At 63.3% G+C, this 16640-nt stretch carries 15 protein-coding genes and 1 tRNA gene; 10 read left to right on the forward strand and 6 right to left on the reverse strand.

Annotation, left to right across the window (positions count from 1 at the left end):
• Positions 1-69 precede the first annotated feature (69 nt).
• The 7 genes from ABIG06_RS35490 to ABIG06_RS35520 all read left to right on the forward strand — a co-directional run bounded on the left by ABIG06_RS35490 (position 70) and on the right by ABIG06_RS35520 (position 7829).
• Entirely contained in the window at positions 70-1998 is a 1929-nt protein-coding gene (locus ABIG06_RS35490; RefSeq protein ID WP_370140328.1) for a hypothetical protein, read from the forward strand.
• Between the two features lie 243 nt (positions 1999-2241).
• Positions 2242-3459, forward strand: coding sequence for a class I SAM-dependent methyltransferase (locus tag ABIG06_RS35495; RefSeq protein WP_370140329.1), 1218 nt, complete (start codon positions 2242-2244; stop codon positions 3457-3459).
• On the forward strand, positions 3452-4657 hold the full coding sequence (locus ABIG06_RS35500; protein WP_370140330.1) for a class I SAM-dependent methyltransferase: 1206 nt from the start codon (positions 3452-3454) through the stop codon (positions 4655-4657). The genes ABIG06_RS35495 and ABIG06_RS35500 overlap by 8 nt, the downstream gene beginning before the upstream one ends.
• A 3-nt stretch (positions 4658-4660) precedes the next feature.
• Entirely contained in the window at positions 4661-5689 is a 1029-nt protein-coding gene (locus ABIG06_RS35505; RefSeq protein ID WP_370140331.1) for a Gfo/Idh/MocA family oxidoreductase, read from the forward strand.
• A 215-nt stretch (positions 5690-5904) separates the two neighbouring features.
• Complete coding sequence (locus ABIG06_RS35510; protein WP_370140332.1) at positions 5905-6411, forward strand: hypothetical protein; 507 nt, start codon at positions 5905-5907, stop codon at positions 6409-6411.
• An 8-nt stretch (positions 6412-6419) separates the two neighbouring features.
• Positions 6420-6926 carry a hypothetical protein gene (locus ABIG06_RS35515; protein ID WP_370140333.1) on the forward strand — a complete coding sequence of 169 codons (507 nt, stop codon included), beginning with the start codon at positions 6420-6422 and terminating at the stop codon, positions 6924-6926.
• Between the two features lie 141 nt (positions 6927-7067).
• Positions 7068-7829, forward strand: coding sequence for a glycosyltransferase family 2 protein (locus tag ABIG06_RS35520; RefSeq protein ID WP_370140334.1), 762 nt, complete (start codon positions 7068-7070; stop codon positions 7827-7829).
• Positions 7830-7947: 118 nt separating this feature from the next.
• Here the strand turns inward: ABIG06_RS35520 and ABIG06_RS35525 are convergent.
• A tRNA-Trp gene (locus ABIG06_RS35525) sits at positions 7948-8023 on the reverse strand.
• Between the two features lie 148 nt (positions 8024-8171).
• On the opposite strand from ABIG06_RS35525, the gene ABIG06_RS35530 reads away from it, so the two are divergent.
• A complete protein-coding gene (locus tag ABIG06_RS35530; protein WP_370140335.1) occupies positions 8172-9407 on the forward strand; it encodes a serine hydrolase domain-containing protein in 1236 nt (411 codons plus the stop codon).
• 178 nt (positions 9408-9585) lie between these two features.
• Here the strand turns inward: ABIG06_RS35530 and ABIG06_RS35535 are convergent, their stop codons facing one another.
• The gene (locus ABIG06_RS35535; protein WP_370140336.1) at positions 9586-10353 is read right to left on the reverse strand and encodes an SDR family NAD(P)-dependent oxidoreductase; all 768 of its coding nucleotides are present in this window, start codon (positions 10351-10353) and stop codon (positions 9586-9588) included.
• A 121-nt stretch (positions 10354-10474) separates the two neighbouring features.
• Positions 10475-11173, reverse strand: a complete 699-nt coding sequence (locus ABIG06_RS35540) for a histidine phosphatase family protein (RefSeq protein ID WP_370140337.1) — start codon at positions 11171-11173, stop codon at positions 10475-10477.
• A gap of 133 nt (positions 11174-11306) precedes the next feature.
• Between ABIG06_RS35540 and ABIG06_RS35545 the strand changes: the two genes are divergently transcribed.
• Positions 11307-12092 carry an SDR family NAD(P)-dependent oxidoreductase gene (locus ABIG06_RS35545; protein ID WP_370140338.1) on the forward strand — a complete coding sequence of 262 codons (786 nt, stop codon included), beginning with the start codon at positions 11307-11309 and terminating at the stop codon, positions 12090-12092.
• A 63-nt stretch (positions 12093-12155) separates the two neighbouring features.
• On the opposite strand, the gene ABIG06_RS35550 is transcribed toward ABIG06_RS35545, so the two are convergent.
• Positions 12156-13097, reverse strand: coding sequence for an IS110 family transposase (locus tag ABIG06_RS35550; protein WP_424578550.1), 942 nt, complete (start codon positions 13095-13097; stop codon positions 12156-12158).
• 1136 nt (positions 13098-14233) lie between these two features.
• On the opposite strand from ABIG06_RS35550, the gene argE reads away from it, so the two are divergent.
• Positions 14234-15406 carry an acetylornithine deacetylase gene (argE, locus tag ABIG06_RS35555; RefSeq protein ID WP_370140339.1) on the forward strand — a complete coding sequence of 391 codons (1173 nt, stop codon included), beginning with the start codon at positions 14234-14236 and terminating at the stop codon, positions 15404-15406.
• Positions 15407-15569: 163 nt separating this feature from the next.
• Here argE and ABIG06_RS35560 read toward each other — a convergent pair whose 3' ends face one another.
• Positions 15570-16049 carry a phosphotransferase family protein gene (locus ABIG06_RS35560; RefSeq protein ID WP_424578591.1) on the reverse strand — a complete coding sequence of 160 codons (480 nt, stop codon included), beginning with the start codon at positions 16047-16049 and terminating at the stop codon, positions 15570-15572.
• Positions 15970-16536, reverse strand: a complete 567-nt coding sequence (locus ABIG06_RS35565) for a phosphotransferase (protein WP_424578592.1) — start codon at positions 16534-16536, stop codon at positions 15970-15972. Before ABIG06_RS35565 ends, ABIG06_RS35560 begins: the two co-directional genes overlap by 80 nt.
• Positions 16537-16640 lie beyond the last annotated feature (104 nt).

A 16640-nucleotide genomic window follows, 5' to 3' on the forward strand; every position in this document is an offset into this window, starting at 1 on the left:
GATCGTAGCAAGCCTCGAGACCTCCTAGTGCAATACACAAGGGAATACTCGATCGCTGCCAGAGCCGTCGTGGCCGCCCTGCTGGGATGCGCCGTCGCCTACGTGCTGCTGCTGCTGTTGAAAAGTCACCTTCCGTCGTTTCAATCGAATTTCGTCGAAGGCTTCGATATGGCCTTGGCAGATAGGAATTGCGACTTCTGCAAGAAGGCGTTCTACGGCTCGTTCTTCCTGTCCGGGCCGATTGCGGCCGCAGCTGCATTGTATGCGATGCATCGATCATCGGGCTCGCTCACACTGAGCGCCATCACGGCGAGCCTCGTCTACCTCGCACTCCACGCCGCCAACGATGCGGGCAGAACCGGGATCGCGATCGCCTTGCTGGCGGCCGCAGCCATCACCGTCAGCCTCAATCGAGGCGCCAACAATTACTTTCCTCCCGCAAAACCATCGACCGACACCCCGTTCAGCGTGGGGGCGGCCGATCTGCTCGTGATCGTATTCCTTGCCCTGCTGCTGATCCCCTCCGATCTTGAAGCCGTAACGGCGGCCGTGAGGGACGAAGCGCATAAGGTAAGTTACTTCATCGGCCCGGCGCTCTATGGCTATGCCCCCGGTCTCGTTCCGGGACTGGACTTCCATTCGCATTATGGCCCCGCGCTCGGCTGGTTCTTTCATCTCATCATGGGAGATGGCTGGAAATCGGCGGCGATGCGAGCGGTCGGATTGAACATCGCGATCACGCTCGCGACGTACGTGCAGGCCTACTTTCTTCTGAGCTACTTGATCCGGTCGAAACTTGCCGCGATCGCCATCATCACCGCTCTCGCGGTACTGGCCTTCTCCACAACCGGCCAGTTCTACTCGCCGTCTGCCTACCCGACGCGATTTCCTCTCTTGATCGTCTTTGCACTCGCGATCAGTCTGCATTGCACCGCTCCCGGGCGCCTCATATGGCTGATCGTATCGGCCATCATGTGCGCCATCTCGCTGCTCTGGCAGACCGAGATCGGACTGTTCTTCCTTGTGACGGGTACCTTCGTTGCCGCGATCGCCGGAGGCTTTCCGAACTATCGGAATGCGCTCGTGTTCGCAGTCACGTCGATCGGTGCCGCAGTCCTGATGTGCCTGGTGCTGTTCGGCTCGAGAGCCTTCTCCCTGGAGTTTCTGATCGAATGCTTCCGCCCGCTCGTACTCTACGGGACGGGGTGGGGAAGCACGCCCATCAAATGGGACTTGGGCTGGGGCATCATCTACAATCTGCCGCTCCAGATCGTCGGATGCATCACCGTCGGCTGGGCCGCGATCCGGCTGTCACGGCCCTCCGATTCCTGGCATGACCGGTTCGTGACCGGACTTCTGCTGACGCTGTCGATGATCGGCATGGCACTGATGATCAAATGGGTCAACCGAACGCTGGACGCCGTCTGGCACCAGAACGCGTTGCCGCTGGTGATCGTCTCGGCCTGGTGGATCCGTCAGTTTTCAGCCGGGTGGCAACCGTCGTTCCGGAAAGCCGCCGGCGCCATAGCAGCCGCGGCGACCATTCTTGCGCTGCTGTTCGTGCAGGACAAGAATAATCCACACCTCTACGGGCTGAGATCGTATGCGACTTATCCCAGCCTTCTCAGGTGGCCGTTCGTCTCGAATCCACCAGTCACGTGGCAGGAGGACCTTGACCAGATCACCGAGGCTGATGCGAAGTTCATCCGGGATAAAACCAGGCCAGACGAGAGGGTCCTTGTGATAGCCCTCAGGGATTGGGCCTATCTGGCGCAGGCCCACCGGGCGCCAATGGCCTATTTCATGCCGTTCTTGGTTTCCTTTGACGCGCGGTTCCTGGATCGCTCGATGAACCCGGCGGACCGGCTGTTTTATGATAGCATGGTTGAGCGCAGGCCGGAGTACCACCATGTCCAAGAGGTCATGAGACGGGTCAAGCGAGATTTCGTGGCCGTGGAGACCAGGGGTAATTTGACACTCTATGAGCGGCGGCATTGACCTCGGCCGTGCTCGCGGCCGTTGAGAGCGCACTTAGCTGGCCGTATCCACCTCCGACTGATGGGCGGCGGCACGTCTTGCAAGACCTATCGACGGCTGCTACCTGCTTTGGCCGAGAATGCATCGGCCGGAGGAATGCTCCGCGCAACCGGATATGATGTATCCGGGACCGGCTCGTTGCCGGCCGCGCCGGTTTTCATTGAAGGTCGCCTCGTCAGACCTGCCCAAATGCGAGAATAATCAGTGACCGATCATTGCCGCCTCTGCCATTCGACCAACCTGCGACCGGTGATCGACCTCGGCCTGATGCCGATTGCACATCGGCTTCGGCACAGTCGGAACGAGCAGGAGGAGCGGTATCCGTTCGAGGCGCTGGCGTGCGGCGAGTGCGGCCTGCCTCAGATCGTCAGGCCGATCGATCCCGACATTCTGTATCGCCAGTTCAACTACAATTTCAGCAGCTGGAAGCCGGAGCCGCACCAGGTCGACGAGCTCGATACCATCGCGAAATTCTCAACGCCCCAGTCCGTGTTCGAGATCGGATGCAACGATGGCCTGTTCATGGACAAGCTGCGCGAGCGCGGCGCGAAGGTCTTGGTGGGCGTGGAGCCGAACCCCGTGTCGGGCAAGATCGCCAGCGAGCGCGGCATCAAGGTCTATTCCGACATGATCAGCCCGGAGCTGTGTCACGACGCCGTTGCCCAGGCTGGCAAGTTCGATCTCGTGGTCTCGCGTCAGGTACTGGAGCACGTCGTCGATTTCGAGAACTTCTTCGACTGCGTGAAGATCGCGCTGCGCGACGATGGGCTGCTATTCATCGACGTGCCTGATTTCGCGCCGGGGTCGACGGCAGGCGATCTTTCCGTCCTCTGGGAGGAGCACGTCAGCTATTTCACCGAACCGACCCTGCTCGCTCTACTGGCGCGCCACGGCTTCGAGGCGGTTTCCGTGAAGAAGTACAATTTCAGCGGCGGCAGCCTCGCGGTCGCAGCCCGTCGAGCCGCGGGCCGCGTGACGCCGCCGCCTGCGCCGTCCGGCGTCGGCGAGAAATTCGGTCAGCGCGCACGGGAATATGGCGCGCGCCTTCGTCCGATTCTCGCCAAGGCCCGGGCCAACGGTGCCGAGATCGCCATCTATGGCGCCGGCTGCCGCGCCTGCACCTTCACCAATGCCCACGAGCTGGCCGATCTCGTCGACCTCTCGGTCGACGACCAGAAAGAGCGCCAGGGCTTGTTCCTGCCCGGCACCGGCATTCCGATCCGCTCGCCGGAGGATCTCGCCGGCAAGTCGGATCCGCTCGTCTGTCTTCTCGCCGTGAACCAGGAGAACGAAGTCAAGGTCAGTAGCCGGCTGCGCGAGAACGTGAAGCGGCCGCTGCACATCGTTTCGATCTTCGCACCCTCCGACATCTGGAGCGAGCTCGATCGTCTCGAGGCGGCGCTAAGGTCGCGGCATGGCTGAGGAAAAGCTCTTCAACTACTACGAACGTCAGGACGTTCTGCCGACGTTCGGAAATTTCAAGTCGTCCGCCGAGCTCGAAGCCTACGCCAGACAGCGGCGCGAACTGTTCTCGGACAAGCTGGTGCTACCGCCGCGGCTGTTCCGCAATGCCGAGGTGCTCGAATTCGGTCCTGATTCCGGCGAGAACGCCCTGGTGTTTGCTGGCTGGGGCGCAAATATGACGCTGGCCGAGCCGAACCGGCATGCACACCCGAAGATCCAGGCCTATTTCGCGCATTTTGGCCTGACCGAACGTCTCCGCGAGCTCGCACTGGCCGATGTCGAGGGATTCCGCAGTGATCGCGGGTTCGACATCATCGATGCCGAAGGATTCATCTATACGGTGCAGCCGACCGAAAATTGGCTTGGCATCTTCCACCGGCTGCTCAACCCCGACGGTTACGCCGTCGTGTCCTATTACGAGCGCCATGGCGGCTTCTTCGAGCTCGCGCTCAAGGCGATCCACGCCGCCGGCAAGGATCTGACAGACCGTCCCGCGCTGGAGACGGCGAAGCTGCTGTTCGAGCCCAAGTGGAACAGCATTCCGCACACCCGCAGCTTCGAATCCTGGCTGATGGACGTTCTCGAGAATCCCTTCGTCCGGTACCGGTATTTTCTCGATGCGGCAGCCCTCTGCACGGCGGCGCATGAGCAAGGCTTCGACGTCCATTCGGCATGGCCGGCCTATCGCGACAACCTGGACATCTATTGGCACAAGAAAGTCTTGCCCGGCGACGAGAAGCTGCGGCGCACGGCGCGCCATCTCGACCGCAGTCGCCTGAGCTTCCTTGGCGGACGAAAGCTCTACCTGGTCGGCAAGGCGGATAAGGTGGAGGCGATCGCGGCGTCGATCGAGGCGCTGGTTCTCGACGTCGACGCGCTGATCGACGACCCCTTCGGCGCGAGCCTGCCGCGCGTGGTCGCGAACCTTGCTTCTCTGCGCGAGACGATCCGGACGACGGACATTCTCGCCGACGATGTTGCCGACATCGAAGCCATCACGGCAACGCTCGACAGTTTTCATCGCATCTTTGGCGCGATCGGGCGACGGGATGCATCTGCGATCACTGCCCTCACCCAGACAGATCCAGCGTTCATCAACACCTGGGGACAGCCGGCGCATTTCCTCGTTATTCGAAAGCGCTCCAAGGGATCGTAGCCAGTGAAGCCAGGCATTGGCATCATCGGGACGGGCATGGTCGGCCAGATGTGCCACCTCGCCAATTTCGCTGCCAATCCCGCCTGCCGCGTCGTCGCAATCGCCGATCTCCGGCCGGATCTCGCTGCCGCCGCGGCGCAGAAGTTCGGCATCTCGCGGGTCTACGGCACGCACCGGGAGCTGCTTGCGGACAGCGAGGTGTCCGCCGTGGTCGTCGTGACGAAGCGGCGCGCGACCGGGCCGATCGTCCTGGACGCGTTGAACAACGGCCGCCACGTGCTGTCGGAAAAACCGATGGCCTACACGACGGCCCAAGCCGAGTCGCTGGCCGAAGCGGCGCGGCGACAGGACCTCGTCTATAGCATCGGCTACATGAAACGACACGATGCCGGCGTGGCACGTGCGCTGGCCGAGTTGGCGCGTATTCGCGCGGACCGGTCGCTCGGGCGCATCGTCGCCGCGCGAGGCTGGTGCTTCGGCGGCGACACGGGCCGGGCGCAGGATAATTTCGTGATGACTGGCGAAGCACGACCGGACGGGCTCGAACTCTGGGAGGATGGTCCCGACTGGATGCCGCGCGCGATGCGCCCCGGCTACGACAATTTTCTGAACGTCTTCAGCCATATCATCAATCTGGCGCGCTACCTGCTCGGACCATCGCCGACGCTCGCCGACAGCTCGATCGAGACCTCCGGAGCCGCGCGCCTGACCCTCGACTTCGACGGCATCGCTTGCACGCTGGATCTCGTGAACGGGTCCGAAGGTGCCTGGCGCGAGGGACTCACGATCGATTTCGAGCGCGGTGCGGTGACCTTGAAATTGCCCCCGCCCTTCGCCGAACAAGCGGCGGAGGTCATTGTCGAGCACGACGGTCAAAGCACGCGGCTGACGGGAGAAGCGAGCTGGGCATTTCGGCGCCAAGCCGACGCCTTCGTCACTGATATCGTCGAGCGAAGAATACCCTTGGCCTCCGGCACGGATTCAGTGACCGACATCTCACTTGCAGAGACGGTCTGGAAGCGGACGGGCTAGTGGCAAAGCATGATCGCGCTTTAGCCGCGGCATCCTTGCTCGCGCTGTCGAGCGGATGGCCGCCGTCATTCAAAGGGAAATCAGGGTCAAGACTCTCGGATGAAGGAGAGGCATCGCGGCATGCGGAGCGCCGGGCTCTCTTGACCGGAAAAATACGACCTCCTATAGACTTTTGCTCTGGCTGGGCCTGAGAGGCGTCCGGGGCGATTGACGCAATGAACATGCTACCGGGCCCGGCGCAGGCCGCCGCGATTGGTCTCAGCATCGTCTTTCCACTGCTGTTGCTGTGTTACGCGCGCATCGCCGCCACCGGCGGATCAGGCCGCCGCTTCCGGCTGGCCTGCGTCAGCGTCGTCGTGCTCTTCGCGATCGCCTGTATCGCGCTTCCAGGTCGACGCCACCTCGACGACGTGCTTGGCGGTCTGCTCCTGTTGGCGACGGCGATGATGTTCTGCTACATCCTGTTCAGCCTGCTGGCCTGGGGTTTTACGCTGACGCTGCTCACGGCACTGGTCAAGTCCGGACGTCCCCTCACCTTGGACCAATGGGCTGCGGCCTACATGCAGGGCGGCGATCTCGACACCTTCACGCACAACCGCCTGAAACTCCTGATCAGCTCGGGGCTGGTGGTGACGGCAGACGGCCGACTGGCCCCGACGGCCAAGGGGGTAGCGGTCGCACATCTCGTCAAGCTTGTTCGTCTGTCGACGGGCCTTGGGTGAGCGGCACAATGTCCTTCGCTGTCGGACTCGTCGCCGCCGTCACCTTCGCCCTGCTGGCGCCTGCCTTGCAGCTCGCGGCCCGCGCTCGCGCATGGTCGCTCGGACCCGTGATCCTGCTCGCGATCGCCGCGGTCGTCGCTCATGGTCTCGGCGTGATGCTCGGAATTTTAGCCCTCCCGCAATTTCAGTATTGGGACGCCGCGTCGATATTCGGATTTTGCGTCATAGCTTACGTTTTCGCCTTTGGCGCAGTCTATAAATCGGTTTCTCTGGACATCCTGCGCGGCCTCGTCGACCGGCCCGACCGGAGGGCCCCGGTTTTGGAGATCGCTGAAAGGCAGGTTCCAGATCTGTTCCGGGGACGAATTGGGAACTTGGTCGATGGCGGCTTGGTCGAACCGGTCGATTCGCACTTCAGGGCGACCGCGGAGGGCCGGAACATGGCAGGCCGCATCGGACGGCTGCGTCGCGCCTTCGGCATAGGCGATACCGGTCTCTACGATTTTTCCGACTAGTTGCGCGAAACACACAGATCCCGGGTTTCGTGTCCGGCTGTGTGGACGATGTCCGGCAGCCACATTGTTCGCCCGGCTCAGATGACCTAGAGTTGCCCCGGGGTTCTACCAGTCAAGGGTAGCCGGCAACGGCGGCATAAGATGACACCTTCCAGGGCGGCAAAAAAGCTTACGATCGTCATCCCTGCACTGAACGAGCAGGACAAGATCGCCGACACCATCGACGGCGTGCTGCCGCTCGCCCGCGAGTTGCTTGATGATTTCGAGATCTTCCTGATCGACGACGGCAGCACCGACGCCACCGGCGCAATCATGGACGAGTTCGCGGCCGGCGAGCCGCGCATCATCGTGCATCACAACGCCGAACGGCGGGGTGTCGGTGCCGGCTTCGAATTCGCACTGTCGCGCGCGAAGTTCGATGCCATCACGCTCATCCCCGGCGATCACGCCTTTCAAAACGAAGGGATCGCCCGGATGTTCAAGGCGGCGGGCGCCGCCGACATCGTCATCACCTACCGTGACAACCAGTCGGACCGCTCCATCAACCGCTCCCTCCAGTCGCATTCGCTGCGGTTCATCCTGAACTGCCTGTTCGGCTTCTGGCTGTCCGACTACCACAGCATGATCATCTACCCCGTGAAATGGCTGCGCCAGATCGCGGTCAAGGCCGACGGCTATGGCTATCAGATCTGTGCGCTGATCTCGCTGCTCCAGCTCGGCCTCACCTACGTCCAGGTCCCCGTGAGCCTGAATGCGGAGCTGAAGGGATCGTCCCGCGCACTGCGCCTGCGCACCTATTTCGAGCTCGGTGGAACCATCGTCTCGCTGCTGCGCCGTGTTCCCATCCGGAACGTCGATTTCAGTCAGCTCCCGCTCGACGGGGAAGGGACCCCCGCACGTTAAGCGACGCCTCGCTGACCTCGGCGCGGGACTGCGGACATTTGGGCCGGATTTTGGCTGTTCGTACGTGGGACGCCGTGTCCCTATCCCGCCAGCATCTAATCTAAGTGACTGATTTTACTGGCAGGAGTGGCAGGGCTCGAACCTGCGACCCCCGGTTTTGGAGACCGGTGCTCTACCAATTGAGCTACACTCCTACGAACCCACGTCACCGCGGATCAGGGGCGCTTTCAAGCACAGGGGACGGCCGGTTTGCAAGGGTGAACCGCGCCGGCTTCGCTTGTTTGTGCCGGGGCTTCTGGGCCACAGTCCGTTGACGATAACGAAAAGCAACCGGGAGTGCCCATGACCGCTACAGTGACCGCCACAGCCGCCCCACAGGCCACGACCGCGCTCCAGACCCCGCCTGTGCCGGAAGCCCGCCCCGAGACGCTCGGGCTGTCGCGTCCCCGTCTCCAGGCCATGTCGGACGCGTTCAAGCGCGAGATCGACAAGGGAACCGTTCCCGGCGTCACCGTGCTGGTAGCGAGGCGAGGCCAAATCGGCTGGTTCGAGGCGCTCGGCCAGCAGAGCCCGCTTGGTGCCACACCGATGGCGCGCGATTCGATCTTCCGCATCTTTTCGATGACCAAGCCGATCGTTTCGGTGGGCGTCATGGCGCTGGTCGAAGATGGCCGGCTCCTGCTCAACGACGCCGTCGCAAAATTCATCCCGGAATTTGCGAGCCAGCAAGTCGGCGTCGTCAAGCACGGCAAGTTGGAGCTGGTGCCGCCGACGCGGCCCATGACCGTACAGGACCTGCTCCGCCACACCTCGGGCCTCACCTACGAGCACCAGGGCGACGGCCCCGTGCACAAGCTCTACCAGGAGTCCCGCGTCCGCAGCCGCAAGATCAGCAACGCCGAGCACGCAGCATTGGTGGCGAGCTTCCCGCTGGTCTGCCAGCCCGGCGCGGAGTTCAACTACAGCCGCTCCACCGACATCCTCGGCCGCATCATCGAGGTCGTCAGCGGCAAGTCGCTCGGCGCGTTCCTCACCGAGCGCGTGCTCGTGCCGCTCCAGATGGCCGAGACCGGCTTCTCGACTAGCGAGGCCAATGCCGGCCGGCTCGCCGAGCCGTTCGCGGCCGATCCCTGGACCGGCGACAAGGTCGCGCTGTTCAACATGCTCGAGCAGCCGGTGATGGAGTCCGGCGGCGGCGGCCTGGTCTCGACCACGATGGACTATGCCCGCTTCTGCCTGATGCTGCGCAACGGCGGCACGCTCGACGGCAACAGGATCATCGGCCGCAAGACGCTGGAGCTGATGGCATCCGATCACCTCGCCCCAAGCGTCGCCATCAACTGCACGCTGCTGTCGCCCGGCCACGGCTTCGGCCTCGGCTTCGCCGTGCGCAAGGAGGCCGGCATCGCGCCCTTCCCCGGCAGCGTCGGCCAGTATTTCTGGAGCGGCATTGCCGGCACGTTCTTCTGGATCGATCCGAAGGAGGATCTGTTCGCGGTGTTCATGAGCCAGGGCCCCGGCCAGCGCGACTACACGCGGACACTGGTGCGGGATCTGGTGTACGCGGCGATGGACTGAGGTCTCGTGCCCCGGACGCGCTGCAACGCCCCAAGCGCGTTTACGCGCGTCTTCGACGCGCTATGGCGTTGCTGCGCAGAGCTGGGGCCCATGCATTCGCGATCTCGTTCTCGGCTTTCTGGGCCCCGGCTCTGCGGAGCAGCGTTACGCGCTGCACCGCGTCCGGGACACGAAGCCATCAACTGATCGTCGCGCCGCCATCGATCACCATGGTCTGGCCGGTCATGAAGTCGCCGGCCTTCGAGCCCAGGAACACCGCTGCGCCCGCGATCTCGTCGGGGATGCCGATGCGCAGCAGCGGCGAGCGCGAGGTGGAGGCCTTCAGGTTCTCCGGATTGTCCCACAGCGCCTTTGCAAAATCGGTCTTGATCAGGCCCGGCGCGATGCAGTTCACGCGGATGTTGTGCGGGCCGTATTCACAGGCGAGGTTGCGCGCGAGCTGCATGTCGGCGGCTTTCGAAATGGCGTAAGCACCGAGGATGGTCGAGCCCTTGAGGCCGCCGATCGAGGAGACGATGATGATGGAGCCATCCTTGCGCTCGATCATCTGCGGCACCACCATCGAGATCAGCCAATTGTTGGCGACGATGTTGTTGTCGAGGATCTTCCTGAACTGATCGTCGGAGATGCCTGCGAGCGGGCCGTAATACGGATTCGAAGCCGCATTGCAGACCAGCACGTCGATCTTGCCGAAGGCACGGTTGCTCTCGTCGACGAGGTTTTGCAGATTCTCCTTCGACGAGATGTTGGCGGCGATCGCGACCGCGGTGCCCTTGCCGAACCTGTCGTTGATGCCCTTCGCCACCTGCTCGCAGACGTCGGCCTTGCGCGAGGAGATCACCACCTTGGCGCCGTGCTCGGCCATGCGCTCGGCGATCGCGAGCCCGATGCCGCGCGTCGATCCCGTGATGACGGCGACTTTCCCCTTCATGTCGAATAAGGTCATGTGTCTCTCCCAAATTCTAATTTTCACTTTGGATGTCATTCCGGGGCGGTTCGCAGGACCGAACCCGGAATCTCGAGATTCCGGGTCTGGTCCTTCAGACCATCCCGGAATGACAAACTCTTCAGGCCAGCTTCTTGACTTCCGGTCCCGCCGGCTGATGCATCGCCGCGTGCGCGGGATCGGCGATCCACGGCTGCTGATTCACCATCGGCAGCCGCCACACCGTGCGATCGGGGCTCGCAAAATAGTCCAGCCGCGTCACCGAGCAATTGTCGATGTCGAACGACAACCCGCGCTCCGGCTGGCCATCGAGCGCGAGGCCCAGCGCCGCCTTGATGGTGCCGCCATGCGCGACTGCGACGATGTCCTGTCCGGCCGCCTCGACATTAATCCGCTCGATGGTGCGGCGCGTACGGTTGTAGAGGTCCATGAAGCTTTCGCCGCCAGGCGCAGGCTCGTTGATGTCCGCGAACCAGCTCGATCCGACGGGGCGGCTGGCGATGAATTGGGCGCGGTTCATGCCCTGCCAGCGGCCGAGGTTCTGCTCCGCGAGATCCGCTTCCCATGTCATCGATGCAGGCCTCGGGAAGCCGGCCGCCCAGATCGCCTCCGCGGTCTGGTGCGTGCGCATCAGGTTGCTCGAATACCATACGGCCGTACGTGGCAGCACCTTGGCAACAGCATTGAACACATAGGTGTCGCTGGTGTCGCAGGCGATGTCGGACTGTCCGTAGATGTTGCCCCCGTCATTGCGCACCGGCGCGTGACGGACCCACCACCACCGCGTGACGACCACATTGGGCTTGCCTGCACCTGCCATCGAAACCCTTCCATCCCGTTTGATGTCGCTGTACGTCAGTAACGAACGTGTCTCAAGACACTTTACCGTTTGAAATCTTGTTTGAAATTCCATCGCGCGGCAAGCGTCGCGCGCGAGCAAAAGGGAGCTACGCATGGGCCGCCTGCAAGGCAAATCCGTCATCATCACCGGCGCCGGCAGCGGCATCGGGCGCGCCGCTGCGCTGCTGTTCACTCGGGAAGGCGCCAGGCTGATCGCGGTCGACCGCACCGAGGCCGTGAAGGAGACCGTCGAGGAGGTGAAGAAGGCCGGCGGCATCGCCGAAGCCATGATCGCCGATGCCGGCTCCGAGAAGGACGTCATCGCCGTCATCGACAGGGCCGTGAAGACGCACGGCCGGCTCGACGTGATCTGGGCCAATGCCGGCATATCCGGCGGGCTCATTCCGATCGCCGAGCAGACGGTGGAGCACTGGCAGGAGATCTTGCGCGTCAACCTGATCGGGCCGTTCCTCGCGGTGAAATACGCGATGCCGCATATGGTGAAACAGCAGTCCGGCGCGATCGTGCTGACCGCGTCGGTTGCGGGCCTGAAAGCGGGCGCCAGCGGCCATCCCTATGCCGCCAGCAAGGCCGGCGTGATCAGCCTGGTGCAGACCACGGCCTATTCGCTCACCGGCACCGGCGTGCGCATCAACGCAGTCTGCCCCGGCCTGATCGAAACGGGCATGACCAAGCCGATCTTCGACCGCGCCAAGGAGCGCGGCACGCAGGACAAGATCGGCCAGCTCAATCCGCTCAAGCGGCCCGGCCAGCCGCATGAGCTTGCCGCGATGGGGCTGTTCCTGGCCAGCGACGAGGCGTCTTATGTGAACGGCCAGGCGTTCCCGGTCGACGGCGGCTTGACGGCGTCGATGCCGTATACGGGCAAGCCGGTTTAACAATGGTCTCGTGTCCCGGACGCGACACAGCGCGCAAGCGTTGCGGCGCAGAGCCGGCAACTGTTATGTTGATGGTGCGATTTTATAGGGTTTTCGGTCGCGCAGCATTGCGTTGAGGATGGTCAGCAGCTTGCTTGCGACAGCAATGAGGGCGAGCTTTGCTGGTTTGCCGGCCAGACGGAGCCGGTCATAGAAGATTTTGAAGTGATCGGCGCGACGAACGGCGTTGAGAGCAGCCATGTAGAGGGCGTCGCGGACGCGCTTTCGTCCGCCGCCGATCTTGCGCTTGCCACGATAAGCCCCGCTATCGACATTGAAGGGAGCCAGGCCGGCAAGAGCGGCCACCTCCTTTGGCCCGAGACGCCCAAGTTCGGGCATCTGGGTGAGGAGTTGCATGCAAGCGACGGGTCCCACGCCGGGCACCGAGCGCATCAACTGTGCATCATTGGCAAGCTCCGGTTCGGCTTTGACGAGCGCATGAATCTCAGTGTCGATTTCGGCGATCTCATCATTGAGGACCTCGATGAGGCGAGCGATGCGTTCCACCATGGCGCGGTCCTCGGCTTCGCTGCGGCGGTTCTTTTCCTGGGCCCTCATGGCAACCAGTTGGTCCCGCCGTTTTGCAAGCCTTGCCAAAGTGTTGCGAGCAGGCGTCGCGGCCTGCTCGGTGGCGGGCTTCATGGCGCGGGCAAAGGCCGCCAGCATCCGCGCATCGATCGGATCGGTCTTGGCGAGCTGGCCGCTGGCGCGGGCAAAGTCGCGGGCACGGGCCGGATTGATCCGGGCAAAGCGGATGCCGGCCCGATGCAGGGCCTCCCGAAGCTCGAGGTCATAGACCCCCGTAGCCTCGAAGACGATCAGCGCATCACATCGCCAACGCGCCACCAGCTGTGTGATGGCCTGTGGCGCGTTGGCGATGCGTTCCGCTACGCCGATGGCCTCATCGAAAATATCAAGGTGATGTTTGGAGATGTCGATCCCGACGCAACGAGAGGATATGATCACGGTGCCTGTCCCTGTGATGCGAGGTCTGTTGACGCAGCCTCGTGCAACTGTTCAGGTTGATAGATGGAACGGGCGGGAGACCGAGCCGGCTCACGGCGTCAAGCGCCAAGGACCCAACGGCTTCCCGCCCACCATCATCATGCCAGACTTCCCAGACACAGGGACCCAGGGCACCGCACGGTTCGCTGTGACATGGGCGCCCCGGCTCTGCAGCGCCCCGCCGAACCGGACGATGCTTCGCGTCGCCGGGGAGGCGCTGCGCTGCGTCCGGGGCACGAGAGCGGAATTTGGCGCGCAACTGCCGCCGCCGTCATTGCGAGCGCAGCGAAGCAATCCAGACTGCCGCTGCGGAGACCGTCTGGATTGCTACGTCGCAAGAGCTCCTCGCAATGAGGGAGTATCCGGTACGCACCTTGCGTTCAATTCGCATCCTCATCGCAGACACACCTTCGCATCCTCGCGGCGCATTTCGCCCGAGCTTTGCCTTGATGTCTCACCCTCTGAAATGAAAGAGGGCGCAGGGAAGACCGGGAGCCCGCTGGCACCCGAGGTCCACTGTGCGGAATCTGCGTGGTGAGAAGCTGCACAGCGGCATACAGGTGTAGCCAGGACATCCCGGCCTTCCCTGCGCAGTGGTTTGACGGCTTATGTCGCGCTCTCCCCGGGGAGCGATGCACTATTGCCCCCGTCGCCTTGCGGATGACTGATGCGCGAACCCGGTCGGGCCGCCACATCACCGCAACACTTGGCGCACAGACCCCGGGCGCCAGGACCACACGATTTTGCCGTACGCCGATCACACCGGTCGTGTGCGCGCTGGGTCTCGCTCACGGTTGCCCGCCCTGCGATGCCTCTCGCGCCGATGTAACCTGCGTCCACCGCCGTCCGGCCCGCGTTCGTGACGATCGCGATACGCCCCTCTTCCTTGGGCCGGAGTGGGCGCTACATACGCCTTTTCCGAAATTCGGTAAAGCGGAATGTTTTTGGCGGCACGGATTGACCGACGCTTAGGTGTTTTGCCCAACTACCAGTACAAGGTCTCGTAGCCCCGATGTTGATTTGCCCGACCGGCCACCGCGTTGGTATGGTTCGTGCAGGCACCTCAGCCTCCATCTTCCTCCGACAAAAACGTGACAATGCCAAGCTCGAGACCCGATCGCATCCGAAAACTCCTCGCCGACCTCGTCGCCTTCGACACCGTCAGCGACCGCACCAATCTCCCCCTGATTGCCCATATCGAAAGCTATCTCGCCGCGTTCGGCATCAAGGGCGAGCGCATCGTCGATGAGACCGGCGAGAAGGCTTCGCTCTGGGTCACGATCGGGGCGGAGGACCGGCCGGGCTTCGTGCTGTCGGGCCATACCGATGTGGTGCCTGTCGTGGGCCAGGACTGGAGCCATGATCCGTTCAAGCTGGTGGAGCGCGACGGCAAGCTCTACGGCCGCGGCACCACCGACATGAAGGGCTATGTGGCAGTGTGCCTCGCCATGGTCCCTGAGATGGTGGAGGCGAGACTCAAGACGCCCATTCATCTGGCGATCTCCTATGACGAGGAGATCGGCTGCGTCGGCGTGCGGCCGATGCTGCGCGAGGTCGCGAAGAAGAAGGTCAAGCCGCTCGGCGCCTTCATCGGCGAGCCCACGCAGATGCAGGTGATCATCGGCCACAAGGGCAAGCATGGCGTGCGCGCGACGTTCCATGGTCTCGCCCGTCACTCCTCGATCGCGCCTGAGGGTGTCAACGCGATCGAATATGCGGCCGAGTTGATCGTCGAGATCCGCCGCCGCGCCGTGGCGCTCGCGGCCGCGCGATCAACGGACAGCCTCTACGACGTCCCGCACTCGACGCTGCTGACCAGCATCGTGCATGGCGGCGCCGCGCTGAACATCGTCCCCGACACCTGCACGATGGATTTCGAATGCCGCGGCATCGGTATCACCGAATCCAGAGAGGTGACGGATGCGATCGTCGCCTGGGCCAAGGCCGAGATCGAGCCGGCGATGAAGGCGGGGCATCCTGAATGCGGCATCGATTTCGAGGAGATCCTCGACTACCCCGCCCTCGACACGCCTGCAGATGCCGCGATCGTGACGCTCGCCAAAAGCCTGGCGGGGCGCAACGACCATGCCAAGGTCGCGTTCGGCACCGAGGCCAGCCTGTTCTCCAGCATGACCGACATCCCGTCGGTGGTGATCGGCCCGGGCTCGATCGCGCAGGCGCATACGCCGGATGAGTTCGTGGAGATGGCGGAGCTGGAGAAATGCGCGGGGTTCGTGGAGAGGCTGATCGCGCATTGTAAGAACGCGTAGGCAATATCGGTGACGTGACTGGGTCCCGGCTCTGCGGAGCAGCACCATAGCGCGTCGAAGACGCGCGTGAACGCGCTTATGGTGCTGCACCGCGTGCGGGACACGAGAGTTGTGCACGCCAATGAGAAAAGGCGCGGCCAGATCGGCCGCGCCCTTGTCATTCCTACACCGCGCCCGCCTTCTGCGCGTATTCCCACGACGCCTTCGACAGGGGCACGGTGCGCTTGGCGGATTCGAGCGCCTTGGCGTTGGCGGCGGTGCCGTCGCGGACGCGGCCGGCGATGCCCTGGGTGATGCCGGCGAGACGGAACAGGTTGTAGGCGAAGTACCAATTGAGATCAGGCACCGTCATCTTGGTGACGTTGCAATAGATCTGCGCGGCCTCTTCAAGGCTGGGGATGTTGAGCGCCTTGAGGTCGGCGCCCTCCAGGCCCGGCATGATCCATTGCATCAAGAGATAGGTGAAGTCGGCCATGGGATCGCCGAGCGTCGACAACTCCCAGTCCAGCACGGCCTGCACGCGCGGTTCCGTTGCGTGGAAAATCATGTTGTCGAGGCGGTAGTCACCATGGACGATCGAGACGCGCGCCTGCTCCGGCACCGTCCGCGGCAGCCATTCGGCGACCTTCTCGAACTCCGGAATGTGCTGGGTCTCGGAGGCCCGATACTGCTTGGTCCAGCGGTCGATCTGGCGCGCAAAGTAATTGCCGGGCTTGCCGAAGTCGCCGAGGCCGATGGCGTTGGGATCGAACATGTGGAGCTTCGCCAGCGTCTCGATCTTGCTGGTGAAGATCTTGCGCCGCGCTTCCGGCTCCTGACTCGGCAGCGTCGGATCCCAGAACACCCGGCCCTCCTCCATCGACATGATGTAGAAGGCGGCGCCGATCACGCCATCGTCCTGGCACAGCGCATAGGCGCGCGCGACCGGAAAGCCCTGGCTTTCCAAGCGCGGCGATGACGCGGTACTCGCGGTCGACCGCATGCGCCGACGGCAGCAATTTGCCGAAGGGCTTCCTGCGCATCACGTAGGAACGGTTCGGCGTGTTGAGCCGATAAGTCGGGTTGGACTGGCCGCCCTTGAACTGGAGCACGACCAGCGGTCCCTCGAAGCCTTCGACGTTCTCGCGCATCCAGGCCTCCAGCCGCAGTTCGTCGAAGCGATGACGCTCCTCGACCGGCTTGGTGCCCGAGAACTCCTCGTCTTTCCTGACGCCGTCAGCCACGGTGACGCTCC

The sequence above is a fragment of the Bradyrhizobium sp. USDA 326 genome, assembly GCF_049739485.1.
In the GTDB taxonomy this organism is placed as follows: domain Bacteria; phylum Pseudomonadota; class Alphaproteobacteria; order Rhizobiales; family Xanthobacteraceae; genus Bradyrhizobium.